General features: G+C 63.2%; 13 protein-coding genes and 1 tRNA gene. All 14 read right to left on the reverse strand.

Annotated features, from left to right (window positions below; translation table 11 throughout):
* Nucleotides 1–193 (reverse strand): GTP-binding protein (locus tag GDJ08_RS19815; protein ID WP_229296507.1); only part of this gene is annotated, 193 nt, incomplete at its 3' end.
* A 53-nt stretch (nucleotides 194–246) separates the two neighbouring features.
* Nucleotides 247–2,388 carry an elongation factor G gene (gene fusA / locus GDJ08_RS19820; RefSeq protein WP_153165567.1) on the reverse strand — a complete coding sequence of 714 codons (2,142 nt, stop codon included), beginning with the start codon at nucleotides 2,386–2,388 and terminating at the stop codon, nucleotides 247–249.
* 136 nt (nucleotides 2,389–2,524) lie between these two features.
* Complete coding sequence (gene rpsG / locus GDJ08_RS19825; protein WP_017356009.1) at nucleotides 2,525–2,992, reverse strand: 30S ribosomal protein S7; 468 nt, start codon at nucleotides 2,990–2,992, stop codon at nucleotides 2,525–2,527.
* Nucleotides 2,993–3,004: 12 nt separating this feature from the next.
* Nucleotides 3,005–3,379, reverse strand: a complete 375-nt coding sequence (gene rpsL / locus GDJ08_RS19830) for a 30S ribosomal protein S12 (protein WP_017356008.1) — start codon at nucleotides 3,377–3,379, stop codon at nucleotides 3,005–3,007.
* A gap of 370 nt (nucleotides 3,380–3,749) precedes the next feature.
* Nucleotides 3,750–7,985 (reverse strand): DNA-directed RNA polymerase subunit beta', encoded by a 4,236-nt coding sequence (gene rpoC, locus GDJ08_RS19835; RefSeq protein ID WP_017356007.1) that lies wholly within the window; start codon nucleotides 7,983–7,985, stop codon nucleotides 3,750–3,752.
* Between the two features lie 91 nt (nucleotides 7,986–8,076).
* Nucleotides 8,077–12,231, reverse strand: coding sequence for a DNA-directed RNA polymerase subunit beta (gene rpoB, locus GDJ08_RS19840; protein ID WP_017356006.1), 4,155 nt, complete (start codon nucleotides 12,229–12,231; stop codon nucleotides 8,077–8,079).
* A gap of 297 nt (nucleotides 12,232–12,528) precedes the next feature.
* Nucleotides 12,529–12,897, reverse strand: coding sequence for a 50S ribosomal protein L7/L12 (gene rplL / locus GDJ08_RS19845; RefSeq protein WP_017356005.1), 369 nt, complete (start codon nucleotides 12,895–12,897; stop codon nucleotides 12,529–12,531).
* 62 nt (nucleotides 12,898–12,959) lie between these two features.
* Nucleotides 12,960–13,493 carry a 50S ribosomal protein L10 gene (gene rplJ / locus GDJ08_RS19850; protein ID WP_017356004.1) on the reverse strand — a complete coding sequence of 178 codons (534 nt, stop codon included), beginning with the start codon at nucleotides 13,491–13,493 and terminating at the stop codon, nucleotides 12,960–12,962.
* 386 nt (nucleotides 13,494–13,879) lie between these two features.
* Complete coding sequence (gene rplA, locus GDJ08_RS19855) at nucleotides 13,880–14,578, reverse strand: 50S ribosomal protein L1 (RefSeq protein ID WP_017356003.1); 699 nt, start codon at nucleotides 14,576–14,578, stop codon at nucleotides 13,880–13,882.
* Nucleotides 14,579–14,582: 4 nt separating this feature from the next.
* Nucleotides 14,583–15,011, reverse strand: coding sequence for a 50S ribosomal protein L11 (gene rplK, locus GDJ08_RS19860; protein ID WP_017356002.1), 429 nt, complete (start codon nucleotides 15,009–15,011; stop codon nucleotides 14,583–14,585).
* Between the two features lie 247 nt (nucleotides 15,012–15,258).
* Complete coding sequence (nusG, locus tag GDJ08_RS19865; RefSeq protein ID WP_017356001.1) at nucleotides 15,259–15,819, reverse strand: transcription termination/antitermination protein NusG; 561 nt, start codon at nucleotides 15,817–15,819, stop codon at nucleotides 15,259–15,261.
* Nucleotides 15,820–15,829: 10 nt separating this feature from the next.
* Entirely contained in the window at nucleotides 15,830–16,237 is a 408-nt protein-coding gene (secE, locus tag GDJ08_RS19870; protein ID WP_017356000.1) for a preprotein translocase subunit SecE, read from the reverse strand.
* A gap of 44 nt (nucleotides 16,238–16,281) precedes the next feature.
* A tRNA-Trp gene (locus GDJ08_RS19875) sits at nucleotides 16,282–16,357 on the reverse strand.
* A gap of 103 nt (nucleotides 16,358–16,460) precedes the next feature.
* Nucleotides 16,461–16,705: EF-Tu C-terminal domain-related protein (locus GDJ08_RS19880; RefSeq protein ID WP_484600335.1), on the reverse strand; the 245-nt coding region annotated here is incomplete at its 5' end.

Raw genomic sequence — 16,705 nt, forward strand, 5'->3', positions numbered from 1 at the left:
TCGAGATCGTGATGCCACGTGCCTTTTCTTCCGGCGCGGCGTCGATCGCGGAGTAATCCTTGAACTCGCCACCGAAGCGCTCGGCGCCGATCTTGGTCAGTGCGGCGGTCAGCGTGGTCTTGCCGTGATCGACGTGACCGATGGTGCCGACGTTGACGTGCGGCTTGGTGCGCTCGAACTTACCCTTTGCCATTGTTGTATACCTTGGATATCAGAAAAGAGGGAGGTAAAGACCTGAGCTTACGCTCAGGCCTTCTTGACCACGGCTTCGGCGATGTTGTTCGGCGCCGGCTCGTAGTGGTCGAATTCCATCGTGAACGTCGCACGACCCTGGGTCTGCGAACGCAGCGAGGTGGCATAACCGAACATTTCACCCAGCGGGATCATCGCGTTGATGATGCTGGCCGAACCGTCACCGGTGGTGCTGGAACCCTGCAGAACGCCACGACGACGGCTCACGTCGCCCATCACGTCACCCTGGTAATCCTCCGGGGTCACGATCTCGACCTTCATGATCGGCTCCAGCAGAACCGGCTTGGCCTTCGCGAAGCCCTGCTTGAAGGCCATCGAGGACGCCAGCTTGAACGCCATTTCCGAGGAGTCGACGTCGTGGTACGAGCCGAACACCAGCTTGACCTTGACGTCAACGACCGGGAAGCCAGCCAGCGGACCGCTGGTGATGGTTTCGCGCAGGCCCTTTTCGATCGACGGAATGAATTCCTTCGGAATCACGCCACCGGTGATGTCGTTGATGAACAGGAAATCGTCCTTGATCATCGGAGCGATCTTCGGATCGGCGCGGTCTTCAGCGGTGATCGGCGACAGCTCGATCACGACGTGACCGTACTGACCCTTACCACCGGACTGCTTGGCGTGCTTGTAATCCGACTTGACGTCCGCGGCCTGGATGGTTTCGCGGTACGCAACCTGCGGCTTGCCGACGTTGGCTTCGACGTTGAACTCGCGCTTCATGCGGTCAACGATGATGTCCAGGTGCAGCTCGCCCATGCCCGAGATGATGGTCTGACCGGATTCTTCGTCGGTCTTGACGCGGAACGACGGATCTTCCTGCGCCAGACGGCCCAAGGCCAGACCCATCTTTTCCTGGTCGGACTTGGTCTTCGGTTCGACGGCCATCGAGATCACCGGCTCCGGGAACACCATGCGCTCCAGGATGATCGGGTGATCCAGCGAGCACAGGGTGTCGCCCGTGGTGGTGTCCTTCAGACCCACGGCAGCGGCGATGTCACCGGCCAGCACTTCCTTGATTTCTTCGCGATCGTTGGAGTGCATCTGCAGGATGCGGCCGATGCGCTCCTTCTTGCCCTTGACCGAGTTCATCACCTGGTCGCCGGCGTTCAGCGTGCCCGAGTAGACACGGAAGAAGGTCAGCGCGCCCACGAACGGGTCGGTGATGATCTTGAAGGCCAGCGACGAGAAGGGAGCCTTGTCGTCGGACTTGCGGCTCATCTCGATGGTTTCGTCGTCGACGTCGGTACCGGTCACGTCCGGCACGTCGATCGGCGACGGCAGCAGCTGCACCACGCCGTCCAGCATGGCCTGCACGCCCTTGTTCTTGAACGCCGAGCCGCAGTACATCGGCACGATGTCGGTGGCCAGGGTGCGCGCGCGCAGCGCCGAGATGATTTCAGCCTCGGTCAGCTCTTCGCCGCCCAGGTACTTTTCCATCAGCTCTTCGCTGGCTTCGGCAGCCGCTTCGATCATGTAGGTACGGGCTTCTTCAGCCTCTTCCTTCATGTCGGCCGGGATGTCCAGGTATTCGAACTTCATGCCCTGCGAGGCTTCATCCCAATGGATGGCCTTCATCTTGAGCAGGTCGACCACGCCCTTGAAGCCTTCTTCAGCGCCGATCGGCAGCTGCATCGGCACGGCGACGGCACCCAGTTTGGCCTTCAGCTGGCCAACGACCTTGGTGAAGTTGGCACCGGTGCGGTCCATCTTGTTGACGAACGCGATGCGCGGCACCTTGTAGCGGTTGGCCTGGCGCCACACGGTTTCCGACTGCGGCTGCACGCCACCGACGGCGCACAGCACGAACACCGCACCGTCGAGCACGCGCAGCGAGCGCTCCACTTCGATGGTGAAGTCAACGTGTCCGGGGGTATCGATGATGTTGAAGCGGTGCTCCGGCAGGGACTTGTCCATGCCCTTCCAGAACGCGGTGGTGGCAGCGGACTGGATCGTGATGCCACGCTCCTGCTCCTGCTCCATCCAGTCCATGGTGGCAGCGCCGTCATGCACTTCACCGATCTTGTGGCTCTTGCCGGTGTAGAACAGGATGCGCTCGGACGTGGTGGTCTTGCCGGCATCGATGTGGGCCATGATGCCGAAGTTACGGTAACGCTCGATGGGAGTGGTGCGGGCCACGGGAGCCTCTCAATTTCTTGGAATTCGGATGGCCGAACGCCGCCTTTCGGCGGCCTTCGGATTGGCGCAGCCCTTCTGGGGCCGCGAGGCAGCACCTCAATGGTGCTGCCGTGCCTGTTTTACAAGGCCGTCAAACTCACCAGCGGTAGTGGGCGAAGGCCTTGTTGGCTTCGGCCATGCGGTGGGTTTCTTCGCGCTTCTTGATGGCGCCACCACGATTTTCCGAGGCGTCCAGCAGTTCGGCAGCCAGCTTCTTCGGCATGGTGTTTTCACCACGCTTGCGAGCGGAGTCGATCAGCCAACGCATGGCCAGCGCCATCTTGCGCGACGAACGCACTTCGACCGGCACCTGGTAGGTCGCACCGCCGACGCGGCGGGACTTGACTTCGACCGACGGAGCCACGTTGTCCAGAGCCTTCTGCACCAGCTCGACGGAGTTCGGGTTCTTCTCACCGATCACGTCCATGGCGCCATAGACGATCTTTTCAGCGACGGACTTCTTGCCGCTCAGCATCACCATGTTGATGAAGCGCGCGATGGTTTCACTTCCGTGCTTGGGATCCGGCAGGACGGAGCGCTGCGGCGTATTACCTTTACGAGACATGTGTACTTTCCCTTAGCTCTTCGGACGCTTGGCGCCGTACTTGGAACGGCCCTGACGACGCTTGGCAACGCCGGAGGCGTCCAGCGAGCCACGCACGGTGTGGTAACGCACACCCGGCAGATCCTTGACGCGACCGCCGCGGATGAGGACCACGGAGTGCTCCTGCAGGTTGTGGCCTTCGCCACCGATGTAGCTGATGACCTCTTCCTGGTTGGTCAGGCGGACCTTGGCAACCTTGCGGAGCGCCGAGTTCGGCTTCTTCGGGGTGGTGGTGTACACGCGCGTGCAGACGCCACGGCGCTGGGGGCACTTATCAAGTGCCGGCGAGGCACTCTTGTAAGTGGTGGCCTGCCGCGGCTTGCGGACAAGCTGATTGATCGTCGCCATCAGTATGTTCTTCTGAGAGAGGCCAAGGGAAAAACTGGCCATGAATGCGGAAATGTGCGAGCAGACCAAGGAATCTGGCCTGCTGAGACAGACGATTGTAGCAACCTGGCGAAAACGCGGTCAACCGCGCACACGCCAAGCCAGCCCTGATCCTGGGCCGTTACAGGGGAGCCTTCTCCTTGCCCCCCGTTCAGGTTGTCAACCGACCCATGCGTGGGCCGGCCGGCATCCTACCCTATCGGGGGCGCGGACGCCACCGGCAGGAAGGTCAGGGAACCACCGGGGTGGTGCCCTGCCCCTTCGAATGTTGTCGGACCCACGGTCCGCCGCGACGCGAAGGTGGTCCGGCCCGGGGGCCGGACCGGGTTTCTCATTCCTCGCCCACCACCGGGTCGGCGTCGCTCGAATCGACCACGGCGACCGGTGCGGCGTCGGCCAGGACCGGAGTGCCGGCCAGGGTCTGCAGCTCCGAGTCGGTCAGGCCGGAGGCACCGCGACGACGCTGGGAGTGGTACGCCAGACCGGTACCCGCCGGGATCAGGCGGCCGACGATGACGTTCTCCTTCAGGCCGCGCAGGTTGTCCGAGGTGCCGCGGACGGCAGCTTCGGTCAGCACGCGGGTGGTTTCCTGGAACGACGCGGCCGAGATGAACGACTCGGTCGCCAGCGAGGCCTTGGTGATGCCCAGCAGGACCGGGTCAAAGCGGGCCGGCAGTTCGTTGCGGACGGCCAGACGTGCATTTTCCTCGATGACGCGCTGGCGCTCGGCCTGCTCGCCATTCAGGAACTTGCTGCTGCCCTGGTCGGTGATTTCGACCTTGCGCAGCATCTGACGGGTGATCACTTCAATGTGCTTGTCGTTGATCTTCACGCCCTGCAGGCGGTACACGTCCTGGATTTCCTTGACCAGGTAGGCGGCCAGCGGCTCGACGCCCAGCAGACGCAGGATGTCCTGCGGGCTCGGTTCGCCGTCCACGATGGTTTCGCCCTTGGTCACGTGCTCGCCTTCGAACACGATGACCTGACGGTACTTCGGAATCAGTTCTTCGTGCTCCGAACCATCGGTGTCCTTGATGATCAGGCGCTGCTTGCCCTTGGTGTCCTTGCCGAAGCTGATGATGCCCGAACGCTCGGCCAGGATCGCCGGATCCTTCGGCTTGCGCGCTTCGAACAGATCGGCCACGCGCGGCAGACCACCGGTGATGTCGCGGGTCTTGGACGCTTCCTGCGGGATCTTGGCGACCACGTCGCCCACGCCGACGGCAGCGCCGTCCTGCAGGTTGACGATGGAGCGCGGCGGCAACAGGTACTGGGCCGGCAGATCGGTGTTCGGGATGGTCAGGTCATTGCCCTTGGCATCCACGATACGCACGATCGGACGCAGGTCCTTGGCCTGCGAACCGCGACGCTTCGGGTCGGTGATTTCACGCGAGGCCAGGCCGGTCAGTTCGTCGGTCTTCTCGATGACGGTGACGCCGTCGATGAAGTCGATGAAGCGGATGAAGCCGGCCACTTCGGACACGATCGGGTGGTTATGCGGATCCCAGTTGGCCACGGTCTGGCCAGCCTTCACTGCATCACCGTCCTTGGACGCGATCATCGAGCCGTAGGGCAGCTTGTAACGCTCGCGCTCACGGCCGTGCGCATCCAGCACCGAGATTTCGCCCGAACGCGACACCGCCACCAGCGAGCCATTGGCATGCTCGACGGACTTCAGGTTGTTGAACTTCACCGAACCGGTGGTCTTCACGGTGATGTTGTCCACCGCAGCCGCACGCGATGCCGCACCACCGATGTGGAACGTACGCATGGTCAGCTGGGTACCCGGCTCACCGATCGACTGTGCGGCGATGACGCCCACCGCTTCACCGATGTTGACGATGTGGCCACGGGCCAGATCGCGGCCGTAGCAGCGGCCGCAGACGCCGAACGCCGAGGCGCACGAAATCGTCGAGCGCACCTTGATGCTCTGCACGCCGGCGTCTTCCAGCTTGGCCACCCACTGTTCGTCCAGCAGGGTGTTGCGGGTCACGATCGGATCTTCATCGTTGCCCGGCAGGAACACGTCCTCGGCCACGACGCGACCCAGCACGCGCTCCTTCAACGGCTCCACGACGTCGCCGCCTTCCACGATCGGGGTCATGGTCAGGCCTTCGGTGGTACCGCAATCCACCTCGGTGATGACCACGTCCTGCGCGACGTCGACCAGACGACGGGTCAGGTAACCCGAGTTCGCCGTCTTCAGCGCGGTATCGGCCAGACCCTTACGGGCACCGTGGGTGGAGTTGAAGTACTCCTGCACGTTCAGGCCTTCACGGAAGTTCGCCTTGATGGGCGTTTCGATGATCGAGCCATCCGGACGGGCCATCAGGCCACGCATACCGGCCAGCTGACGGATCTGCGCCTGCGAACCACGGGCACCGGAGTCGGCCATGATGTACAGCGAGTTCATCGACTTCTGGTCGATGGTCTCGCCCTTGGCGTTGACCACCTTCTCGGTACCGATGGTGTCCATCATCGCCTTGGCGATGCGTTCGTTGGTGCGCGACCAGATGTCGACCACCTTGTTGTAGCGCTCGCCGGCGGTGACCAGGCCCGACTGGTACTGCTCTTGGATTTCCAGCACTTCAGCCTCGGCCTCGGTGAGGATGCCGCGCTTTTCGTCCGGGATCAGCATGTCGTCGATACCGATCGACACGCCGGCACGGGTTGCGTAGGCGAAGCCGGTGTACATCAGCTTGTCGGCGAACACGACCGTGTCCTTCAAGCCCAGCTGACGGTAGCTGGAGTTGATCAGGCGGCTGATGTTCTTCTTGGTCAGCTCGACGTTGGCCAGGGCGAACGGCAGGCCTTCCGGCAGGATTTCGGCCAGCAGGGCACGACCGATCGTGGTGTCCACGATCGAGGTCTTGTTCTGCTTGTCGCCGTTCTCGTCGGTCACCACCTCGGTGATGCGGACCTTGACCTTGGCGTGCAGTTCCACCACGCGGTTGTCATAGGCGCGCTTGACTTCGGCGATGTTGGCGAAGGCCATGCCCTCGCCCTTCTTGTTTTCCAGGGCGCGGGTCATGTAGTACAGACCCAGCACCACGTCCTGCGACGGCACGATGATCGGCTCGCCGTTGGCCGGCGACAGGATGTTGTTGGTCGACATCATCAGCGCACGCGCTTCCAGCTGGGCTTCCAGCGAGAGCGGCACGTGGACGGCCATCTGGTCACCGTCGAAGTCGGCGTTGAACGCGGTGCAGACCAGCGGGTGCAGCTGGATGGCCTTGCCCTCGATCAGCACCGGCTCGAACGCCTGGATGCCCAGACGGTGCAGGGTCGGCGCACGGTTCAGCATCACCGGGTGCTCGCGGATGACCTCTTCCAGGATGTCCCAGACTTCGGCTTCTTCGCGCTCGACCAGCTTCTTGGCGGCCTTGATGGTGGTGGCCAGGCCACGACGCTGCAGCTTGGCGAACACGAACGGCTTGAACAGTTCCAGCGCCATCTTCTTCGGCAGGCCGCACTGGTGCAGGCGCAGGTACGGACCGACCACGATGACCGAACGGCCCGAGTAGTCCACGCGCTTGCCCAGCAGGTTCTGACGGAAGCGACCCTGCTTGCCCTTGATCATGTCGGCCAGCGACTTCAGCGGGCGCTTGTTGGTGCCGGTGATGGCACGGCCACGACGGCCGTTGTCCAGCAGCGCATCGACCGATTCCTGCAGCATGCGCTTTTCATTGCGCACGATGATGTCCGGCGCGTTCAGCTCGAGCAGGCGGCGCAGGCGGTTGTTGCGGTTGATGACGCGGCGGTACAGATCGTTCAGGTCGGAGGTCGCGAAGCGACCGCCGTCCAGCGGCACCAGCGGACGCAGGTCCGGCGGCAGCACCGGCAGCACGGTCATGACCATCCACTCGGGGCGGTTGCCCGACTCGAGGAAGGCCTCGACCAGCTTGATGCGCTTGGTCAGTCGCTTCAGCTTGGTTTCCGAACCGGTGCTGGCGATTTCTTCGCGCAGGCGGGTCATCTCCGACTGCAGGTCGATGGTGCGCAGCAGCTCGTACACGGCCTCGGCGCCCATTGCGGCGTCGAAGTCGTCACCGTGCTCCTGGCGTGCCTGCAGGTACTGCTCTTCGGTCAGCAGCTGGCGACGCTCCAGGGCGGTCAGGCCCGGCTCGGTCACCACATAGGCTTCGAAGTACAGCACGCGCTCGATGTCACGCAGGGTCATGTCCAGCATCAGGCCGATGCGCGACGGCAGCGACTTGAGGAACCAGATGTGCGCGACCGGGGACGCCAGGTCGATGTGGCCCATGCGCTCGCGGCGCACCTTGGCCAGGGTGACTTCGGTGCCGCACTTTTCGCAGACCACGCCGCGGTGCTTCATGCGCTTGTACTTGCCGCACAGGCACTCGTAGTCCTTGACCGGCCCGAAGATGGCGGCGCAGAACAGGCCGTCACGCTCCGGCTTGAAGGTACGGTAGTTGATGGTTTCCGGCTTCTTCACTTCGCCGAAGGACCACGAACGGATCAGATCCGGCGAGGCCAGCGCGATCTTGATCGCGTCGAAGTCCAGCGTCTGGCGCTGCTGGTTGAAGAGGTTCAGCAAGTCTTTCATGGTGTTTCTCCGAAAGGAGGAAATCTCGTGTCGATGGGGCTGTCAGGTCACATCCGGCGGCGCGGCTGCCGGGGCAGCCGCGCCTGCACGATCAGTTGCCGTCCAGTTCCATGTTGATGGCCAGCGAGCGGATTTCCTTCACGAGCACGTTGAAGGATTCCGGCATGCCCGCGACCATCTCGTGCTCACCGTCGACGATGTTCTTGTACATCTGGTTACGACCCTGCACGTCATCGGACTTCACCGTCAGCATTTCCTGCAGGGTGTAGGCCGCGCCGTAGGCTTCCAGCGCCCAGACTTCCATTTCACCGAAGCGCTGGCCGCCGAACTGCGCCTTGCCGCCCAGCGGCTGCTGGGTAACGAGCGAGTACGGGCCGGTCGAACGGGCGTGCATCTTGTCGTCGACCAGGTGGTTCAGCTTCAGGTAGTGCATGTAGCCGACGGTGGTGTGGCGATCGAACGCTTCACCGGTGCGGCCGTCATACAGCTGGGTCTGGCCGCTCAGCGGCAGGTCGGCGAGTTCGAGCATGCGCTTGATCTCGGCCTCGGTCGCACCGTCGAACACCGGGGTGGCCATCGGCACACCATCGGTCAGGTTGTTGGCCAGACGCAGCAGTTCCTCATCGCTGAACTGCGACAGGTCCACGTGGTTGGCCACCTGGGTCTTGTCGTGGTTGTAGATGTCGTCCAGGAAGCTGCGCAGCTGGGTGATCGCGGCCTGCGCCTCGAGCATGCCCTGGATCTTGCGGCCCAGGCCCTTGGCGGCCCAGCCCAGATGCACTTCCAGGATCTGCCCGATGTTCATACGGGACGGCACGCCCAGCGGGTTCAGCACGATGTCCACGGTTTCGCCCGAAGCCATGTACGGCATGTCTTCGACCGGCACCACGTTGGAGACCACACCCTTGTTGCCGTGGCGGCCTGCCATCTTGTCGCCCGGCTGGATGCGGCGCTTCACGGCCAGGAACACCTTGACCATCTTCAGCACGCCCGGAGCCAGGTCGTCGCCCGCGGTGATCTTGCCGCGCTTGTCGGCGAAGCGACGCTCGAACTCCTTCTCGTGCGCCTGGATCTGCTTCTGCGCGCGCTCGATGGCTTCGGAGGCGTCCTCGTCCTTCATGCGCAGCGCGAACCAGTCAGCCTTCTTCAGGCCGTCCAGGTAGGCGTCGGTGACGCTGTCGCCCTTCTTCAGGCCGGCGCCGCCGTTGACCACCTTGCCCACGATCTGCGAACGCAGACGGGCGTAGATGGCGCCTTCCAGGATGCGGAACTGGTCGTCGAAGTCCTTCTTGACGCGCTTGATCTCGTTTTCCTCGATCTGGCGCGCACGCTTGTCCTTCTCGATGCCGTCGCGGGTGAAGACCTGCACGTCGATGACGGTGCCGTCCATGCCCGGCGGCACGCGCAGCGAGCTGTCCTTAACGTCGGAGGCCTTCTCGCCGAAGATCGCGCGCAGCAGCTTCTCTTCCGGGGTCAGCTGGCTTTCGCCCTTCGGCGTGACCTTGCCGACCATGATGTCGCCGGCGCGGACTTCCGCACCGATGTACACCACGCCCGACTCGTCGAGGCGGTTCAGCGCCTGCTCGGAGACGTTCGGGATGTCGGCGGAGATTTCCTCCGGCCCCAGCTTGGTGTCACGCGCAACGCAGGTCAGCTCTTCGATGTGGATCGTGGTGTAACGATCCTCTTCCACCACGCGCTCGGAGAGCAGGATGGAGTCTTCGAAGTTGTAGCCGTTCCACGGCATGAAGGCGATCAGCATGTTCTGGCCCAGGGCCAGTTCGCCGATGTCGGTGGACGGACCGTCGGCCAGCACGTCGCCGCGCGCCACCACGTTGCCCACTTCGACCAGCGGACGCTGGTTGATGCAGGTGTTCTGGTTGGAGCGGGTGTACTTGATCAGGTTGTAGATGTCCACGCCGGCGTCGGTCGCGTCGGTGATCTCCGACTCGTTGACCTTGACCACGATGCGGCCGGCGTCGATCTGCACGATCTCGCCGCCACGACGGGCGTTCACGGTCACACCCGAGTCGCGGGCCACGGCGCGTTCGATACCGGTACCCACCAGCGGCTTCTGCGCACGCAGAGTCGGCACGGCCTGGCGCTGCATGTTGGCGCCCATCAGTGCACGGTTGGCGTCATCGTGCTCCAGGAACGGAACCAGCGCGGCAGCGATCGACACGGTCTGCATCGGCGAGACGTCCATGAAGTGGACTTCCGCCGGCGGCTTCAGCAGCGACTCACCCTGGTAACGGCACGGCACGAACTGCTCGGTGAGCATGCTCTTCGCGTCGGTCAGGGCGTTGGCCTGTGCGATGACGTATTCGTTCTCTTCGATCGCCGACAGGAACTCGATCTCGTCGGAGACCTTGCCGTCGGACACCTTGCGGTACGGGGTCTCGAGGAAGCCGTACTGGTTGGTGCGGGCGTACACGGCCAGCGAGTTGATCAGGCCGATGTTCGGGCCTTCCGGGGTTTCGATGGTGCAGACGCGGCCGTAATGGGTCGGGTGCACATCGCGCACTTCGAAGCCGGCGCGTTCGCGGGTCAGACCGCCCGGGCCCAGTGCGGACACGCGGCGCTTGTGCGTCACTTCCGACAGCGGGTTGTTCTGATCCATGAACTGGGACAGCTGCGAGGAGCCGAAGAACTCCTTGATGGCAGCGGCGACCGGCTTGGCGTTGATCAGCTCCTGCGGGGTCAGGCCTTCGGACTCGGCCATCGACAGGCGCTCCTTGACCGCGCGCTCGACGCGGACCAGGCCCACGCGGAACACGTTCTCGGCCATTTCGCCGACCGAACGGACGCGACGGTTGCCCAGGTGATCGATGTCATCGACCACGCCACGACCGTTGCGGATCTCGGTCAGCACCTTGATCACGTCCAGGATGTCGGAGCTCTCGCCATGCTCGGCGACCAGGCGCTTGGACTCTTCGTCGTTGCGCTCGCCGAAATACTTGCGGTCGTACAGCACGGCTTCGCCGGTGACTTCCTTGCGGCCGACACGGCGGTTGAACTTCATGCGGCCGACCGTGGACAGGTCGTAGCGCTCGAAGGTGAAGAACAGGTTGTGGAACAGGTTCTGCGCGGCGTCCTTGGTCGGCGGCTCGCCCGGACGCATCATGCGGTAGATTTCGACCAGGGCTTCCAGCTGGGTCTTGGTCGGATCGATGCGCAGGGTGTTGGACAGGTACGGACCACGATCAAGATCGTTCACCCACAGGGTGCCCACGGCATCCACGCCGGCCTTGCGGAAGGCCTGCAGCTGCTCATCGGTGATTTCGTCGTTGGCCTGGGCCAGCAGCTCACCGGTGTTGGCGTCGACCACATCGTGCGACAGGATGCGGCCGACGATGTAGTCGTCCGGCACGGCCAGGGCGGCAATGCCCGAGGCTTCCAGCTGCTTGACGTGACGCGCGGTGATGCGCTTGCCGGCTTCCACGATGACCTTGTCGCCATCGGCCAGGTCGAAGTTCAGGGTCTCGCCGCGCAGGCGCTCGGAGACCAGTTCGAGCTGCACGCCTTCATCGGGGTTGATGTGGAACGTGTTGATCTCGAAGAACTCGGCCAGCATTTCTTCGTTGCTGTAGCCCAGCGCACGCAGCAGGATCGACACCGGCAGCTTGCGGCGACGGTCGATACGGGTGAACAGCGCGTCCTTCGGGTCGAACTCGAAGTCCAGCCAGGAGCCGCGGTAGGGAATGATGCGGGCGCTGTACAGCAGCTTGCCCGAGCTGTGGGTCTTGCCACGGTCGTGGTCGAAGAACACGCCCGGCGAACGGTGCAGCTGCGACACGATGACGCGCTCGGTACCGTTGACGATGAAAGTGCCGTTCTCGGTCATCAGCGGGATCTCGCCGAGATAGACCTCCTGCTCCTTCACGTACTTGATGGCCTTGGTGGACGACTCACGGTCGTAGATCACCAGGCGCACGGTCACGCGCAGCGGCGCGCCGTAGCTCATGCCACGCTGGCGGCACTCGCGCTCGTCGAACACGGGATCGCCGAGCTTGTAGCCGACGTACTCCAGGGCAGCGTTGCCGCTGTAGCTGGAAATCGGGAACACCGACTTCAGGGCCGCGTGCAGACCGTGGTCCGTGCGCTTGGCCGGATCGACGTTTTCCTGCAGGAATTCACGGTAGGAATCCACCTGGATGGCGAGCAGGAACGGCACTTCGAGGATCGAGCGCTGCTTGCCGAAATCCTTGCGGATACGCTTCTTTTCGGTGAACGAATAAGACGTCATGAGGTATCACCTTGGCTGTGCGGATCGTGCGTCCACGACCCGAAGGGAAACTGAAATTGTCAGTTGGAAGTCGCTGGTATTGCCGGCACCAGCACGCCTTCTCCCGCTACTTCCAACTGCCAACTCGTCTGCATCCACTACCCTGCCCGCGCGCCGGGGCGCTGCTGTGGCGGGGCATGACCGCAGCCCGTGTTGGGCTAGTTACATCAGGTACTGCATGAAACGACCAAAGGCCGGGGGCTTACGCCCCCAGCCTTGGCTGCATCGCCGTGATTCGATGGCGAGGCAAGGAAGTGCTTACTTGACTTCGACAGTCGCGCCAGCAGCTTCCAGGTCCTTCTTGAACTTGGCAGCGTCGTCCTTCGAAGCGCCTTCCTTGATCATGCCGCCGGCTTCAGCCAGGTCCTTCGCTTCCTTCAGGCCCAGGCCGGTGATGGCGCGGACAGCCTTGATGACTTCGACCTTCTTGTCGCCGGCCGACTTCAGGATGACGTCGAACTCGGTCTGCTCTTCGACGGCAGCAGCCGGGCCAGCGGCAGCAGCCACGGCGACCGGAGCAGCGGCGGAGACGCCGAACTTCTCTTCGATGGCCTTGACCAGCTCCATCACTTCCATCAGGGACTTCTCGGCGATGGCGTCGACGATCTGTTCGTTGGTAAGGGACATTTTGATTACCTTTGGATAATTTTCTGGGTTGAGGTTCCGTTCGGAACCACGGAAACGTCGACTCAGGCGGTCTCGGCGACCGGTTCAGCAGCGTCAGCGGTTTCACCGCCATTCTGCTTGTCACCGATGGCCTTGATGGCGCGGGCGAACATCGTGACCGGCTCGGTCAGGACGCGGGCCAGCATGGCCAGGGCCTGATCGCGGGTCGGCAGCGATGCCAGCACGTCAACGTGGCTGGCCGGGAACACTTCACCACCAATCGAAACGACCTTGGCCTTGAGCTTGTCGTTGGTCTTGGCAGCTTCCTTGATCAGGCGACCGGCAGCGCCGGGCTCCTCGAGCGAGAACGCATACAGCAGCGGACCAACCAGCTTGTCCTGTGCGACTGCGAACTCGGTGCCTTCAACGGCACGCGAAGCCAGGGTGTTCTTGACAACTTTCAAGAAAACGCCGGTTTCGCGAGCCTGCTTGCGCATCGCGGTCATCTGGGCGACCGTGGTGCCAGCGTATTCGGCTGCGATCAAGGAGTGGGCCTTGGCGGCGACGTCTGCCAGCTCGGCGACTACTTCTTGCTTCTGGGACAGATTGAGAGCCATTGCACTCCTCCAATTGAACTCCGCTTACGGCTCCTGCCGTGTGCGGTCCTGGGCGGCATCCGTCCTGGACACCGGGAACATCGGGACGATGTTCCAAGGGTGGGCCGTTCTAGACCTGGATGGCCAACCTGGGAGAACCCAGACGTGCGTAAACCAGAAAAACTCCAGAAGGGCACCATCTACGCAGGGTGATTCCCGGGGGAATCGATTAAGCGATCGGTACTGCGCCGGCGGCGACTCCCTGCCAATGCGAGCATCCGTGCCCGTCGCCGGTGTGCAACGACCGCGCCTGCGGTCTTTGACGGCTATCGTCGCGGGCATGCCCGCTCGGATTGCCTTCAAATGTCACGGGTACGCGACCGGAGCCGCATACCCGCTTGAAACGATTACTTCAGGGTCAGCGACGACTGGTCGACGGTGACGCCCGGGCCCATCGTCGAGCTGACCGAAACCTTCTGCAGGTAGGTGCCCTTCGAGGTAGCCGGCTTGGCCTTGATCAGGTCCATCAGCAGCGCCTGCAGGTTCGACTTCAGCGCGTCTTCGGCGAAGTCGGCCTTGCCGATGGTGCAGTGGATGATGCCGGCCTTGTCGGTGCGGTAACGCACCTGACCCGACTTGGCATTCTTGACGGCTTCGCCCGGGTTGGCCGAGACGGTGCCGACCTTCGGGTTCGGCATCAGGCCGCGCGGGCCGAGCACGGTGCCCAGCTTACCCACGACGCGCATGGCGTCCGGGGTCGCGATCACGACGTCGTAGTTCAGATCGCCGGCCTGCATCTTCTCGGCCAGGTCGTCCATGCCGACGGCTTCCGCGCCAGCGGCCAGGGCTTCGTCAGCCTTGGCACCGGCCGGGGCGAAGACGGCAACGCGCACGCTCTTGCCGGTACCGGCCGGCAGCACGGTGGAACCGCGCACCTGCTGGTCGGACTTCTTGGCGTCCACGCCCAGGCGCACGGCAACGTCGAAGGACTCGACGAACTTGGCCTTGGTAGCGGTCTTCAGGATCTTGATCGCGTCCTCGAAGGCATATGCCTTGCCCGGGACGACGGCGGCCTTGATGGCCTTCTCACGCTTGGTCTGTGCCATCTTCTTAACCCTCCACCACGAGGCCCATGGAACGGGCAGAACCGGCAATCGTGCGCACCGCGGCGTCCAGGTCGGCGGCCGTCAGGTCGGCTTCCTTGGTCTTGGCGATTTCTTCCAGCTGCTTACGGGTCACCTTGCCCACCTTGTCGGTGTTCGGGCGCTTGGAGCCCGAGGAGATGCCAGCAGCCTTCTTGAGCAGCACGGCAGCCGGGGTGCTCTTGGTGATGAAGGTGAAGGTACGGTCCGAGTAGGCCGTGATGATCACCGGGACCGGCAGACCCGGCTCCAGCTTCTGCGTGGCAGCATTGAAGGCCTTGCAGAATTCCATGATGTTCAGGCCGCGCTGACCCAGCGCAGGACCGACCGGCGGCGAGGGGTTGGCCTGACCGGCCTTCACCTGCAGCTTGATATAACCGACAACTTTCTTTGCCATGTGAGTACTCTCCGGGTGCTAGCGCCTTGCGACAACAGGCTCCCCATCGGACCGGGAATCACGCGTCCCGGCATCGCGTTTTGAAAATTCACGCAGAAGGCCACCTCGCGGCGGCCCTTGCTTTTGCCAGCTTCCTGGCAGGAAGCCGCGCACTATATCAGGTTTTTGGAGTGGTGCGTGAATGCGGCCGGGCAGCGCTCGGCGCGACTGTCGCGGGATCCACGGATCCCGCCAGTCAACTCGTGGGTCAGACGGCCTTTTCGACCTGGCCGAACTCGAGTTCGACCGGGGTGGCACGCCCGAAGATCAGCACCGAGACGCGCAGACGGCTCTTCTCGTAGTTGACCTCTTCGACAACGCCATTGAAGTCGTTGAACGGACCTTCGGTGACGCGGACCATCTGGCCCGGCTCGAACAGCACCTTCGGACGGGGCTTTTCCACACCTTCCTGAACACGATCCAGGATGGCGGCGGCCTCTTCGTCACGGATCGGCAGCGGGCGATCGGCGGTGCCGCCGATGAAACCCATCACCTTGGAGGTGTCTTTCACCAGGTGCCAGCTTTCGTTGTCGATGCGCGGGATACCGTTTTCTTCGTGGGTCTCGATCTGGACCAGCACGTAGCCCGGGAAGAACTTGCGCTCGGAACGGCGCTTCTGGCCGGAGCGCATTTCAACCACTTCCTCGGTCGGGACCAGGACGTCACCGAAGCGCTCCTGCATCTCGTCACGCACGATGCGATCGCGCAGAGCCTGCGCCACCGACTTTTCGAAGCCCGAATAGGCGTGAACGACGTACCAACGCTTCACTGGTTTCTCCTTATCGACCCAGGAACCACTGGGTCGCTTTCTGAATCAGGAAATCAAATCCGCCCAGGACCAGGCTGAGGATGATCACGACAACGACCACCACCCAGGTCATGCGGATGGCTTCCTGGCGGGTCGGCCAGACCACCTTGCGCAGTTCGAAACGCGATTCGGAAAGGAATTCACGCGTGTCGCGACCCTTGCCGGTCAGCAGGAACACGCCAAGGCCGGCCACCAGGCCAACCACAACGGCCAGACCGCGAAGCGGACCGGCCCATGCACTCTGGGAAGCATGCTCGGGAGCACCGAACCAGAACCAAGCAAAAAGACCCGCAACAACCAGAATGGCTGCAACGGCGTACTTGACGATATCACCCCCGCTGGAGGCGTTGTCTTTGGAATGCTCGATCTTGCTGTTCATCCGGCTCTGGCTGCAGTGGCGGCATGGCCGCTGGAAGGGAGAAGTGGCACGCCAGGAGGGACTCGAACCCCCAACCTGCGGTTTTGGAGACCGCTGCTCTGCCAATTGAGCTACTGGCGTACTGGAAAAAACTTGCCTTCCCTAAGACAGCGAAGGCGGACCGAGGTTCCCGGCCCGCCATTCGCGAGACCGGCAGCGCTATGCAACCGCCGGTAGTGCAAACTTACTCGATGATCTTGGAGACCACGCCGGCGCCGACGGTACGGCCGCCTTCACGGATCGCGAAGCGCAGACCGTCGTCCATTGCGACCGGGTTGATCAGGGTGACGACCATCTTGATATTGTCGCCCGGCATGACCATTTCCACGCCTTCCGGCAGCTCGACCGCACCGGTGATGTCGGTGGTACGGAAGTAGAACTGCGGACGGTAGCCCTTGAAGAACGGGGTGTGGCGGCCGCCTTCGTCCT

The sequence above is a fragment of the Stenotrophomonas nematodicola genome, from assembly GCF_009467805.1.
In the GTDB taxonomy this organism is placed as follows: Bacteria; Pseudomonadota; Gammaproteobacteria; order Xanthomonadales; family Xanthomonadaceae; genus Stenotrophomonas; species Stenotrophomonas nematodicola.

What these genes read in the sequence shown, in the direction of transcription:
- rpsG (WP_017356009.1), bottom strand. Translation starts at nt 2,992, where the DNA reads ATGTCTCGTAAAGGTAATACGCCGCAGCGCTCCGTCCTGCCGGATCCC.
- rpsL (WP_017356008.1), bottom strand. Translation starts at nt 3,379, where the DNA reads ATGGCGACGATCAATCAGCTTGTCCGCAAGCCGCGGCAGGCCACCACT.
- rpoC (WP_017356007.1), bottom strand. Translation starts at nt 7,985, where the DNA reads ATGAAAGACTTGCTGAACCTCTTCAACCAGCAGCGCCAGACGCTGGAC.
- rpoB (WP_017356006.1), bottom strand. Translation starts at nt 12,231, where the DNA reads ATGACGTCTTATTCGTTCACCGAAAAGAAGCGTATCCGCAAGGATTTC.
- rplL (WP_017356005.1), bottom strand. Translation starts at nt 12,897, where the DNA reads ATGTCCCTTACCAACGAACAGATCGTCGACGCCATCGCCGAGAAGTCC.
- rplJ (WP_017356004.1), bottom strand. Translation starts at nt 13,493, where the DNA reads ATGGCTCTCAATCTGTCCCAGAAGCAAGAAGTAGTCGCCGAGCTGGCA.
- rplA (WP_017356003.1), bottom strand. Translation starts at nt 14,578, where the DNA reads ATGGCACAGACCAAGCGTGAGAAGGCCATCAAGGCCGCCGTCGTCCCG.
- rplK (WP_017356002.1), bottom strand. Translation starts at nt 15,011, where the DNA reads ATGGCAAAGAAAGTTGTCGGTTATATCAAGCTGCAGGTGAAGGCCGGT.
- secE (WP_017356000.1), bottom strand. Translation starts at nt 16,237, where the DNA reads ATGAACAGCAAGATCGAGCATTCCAAAGACAACGCCTCCAGCGGGGGT.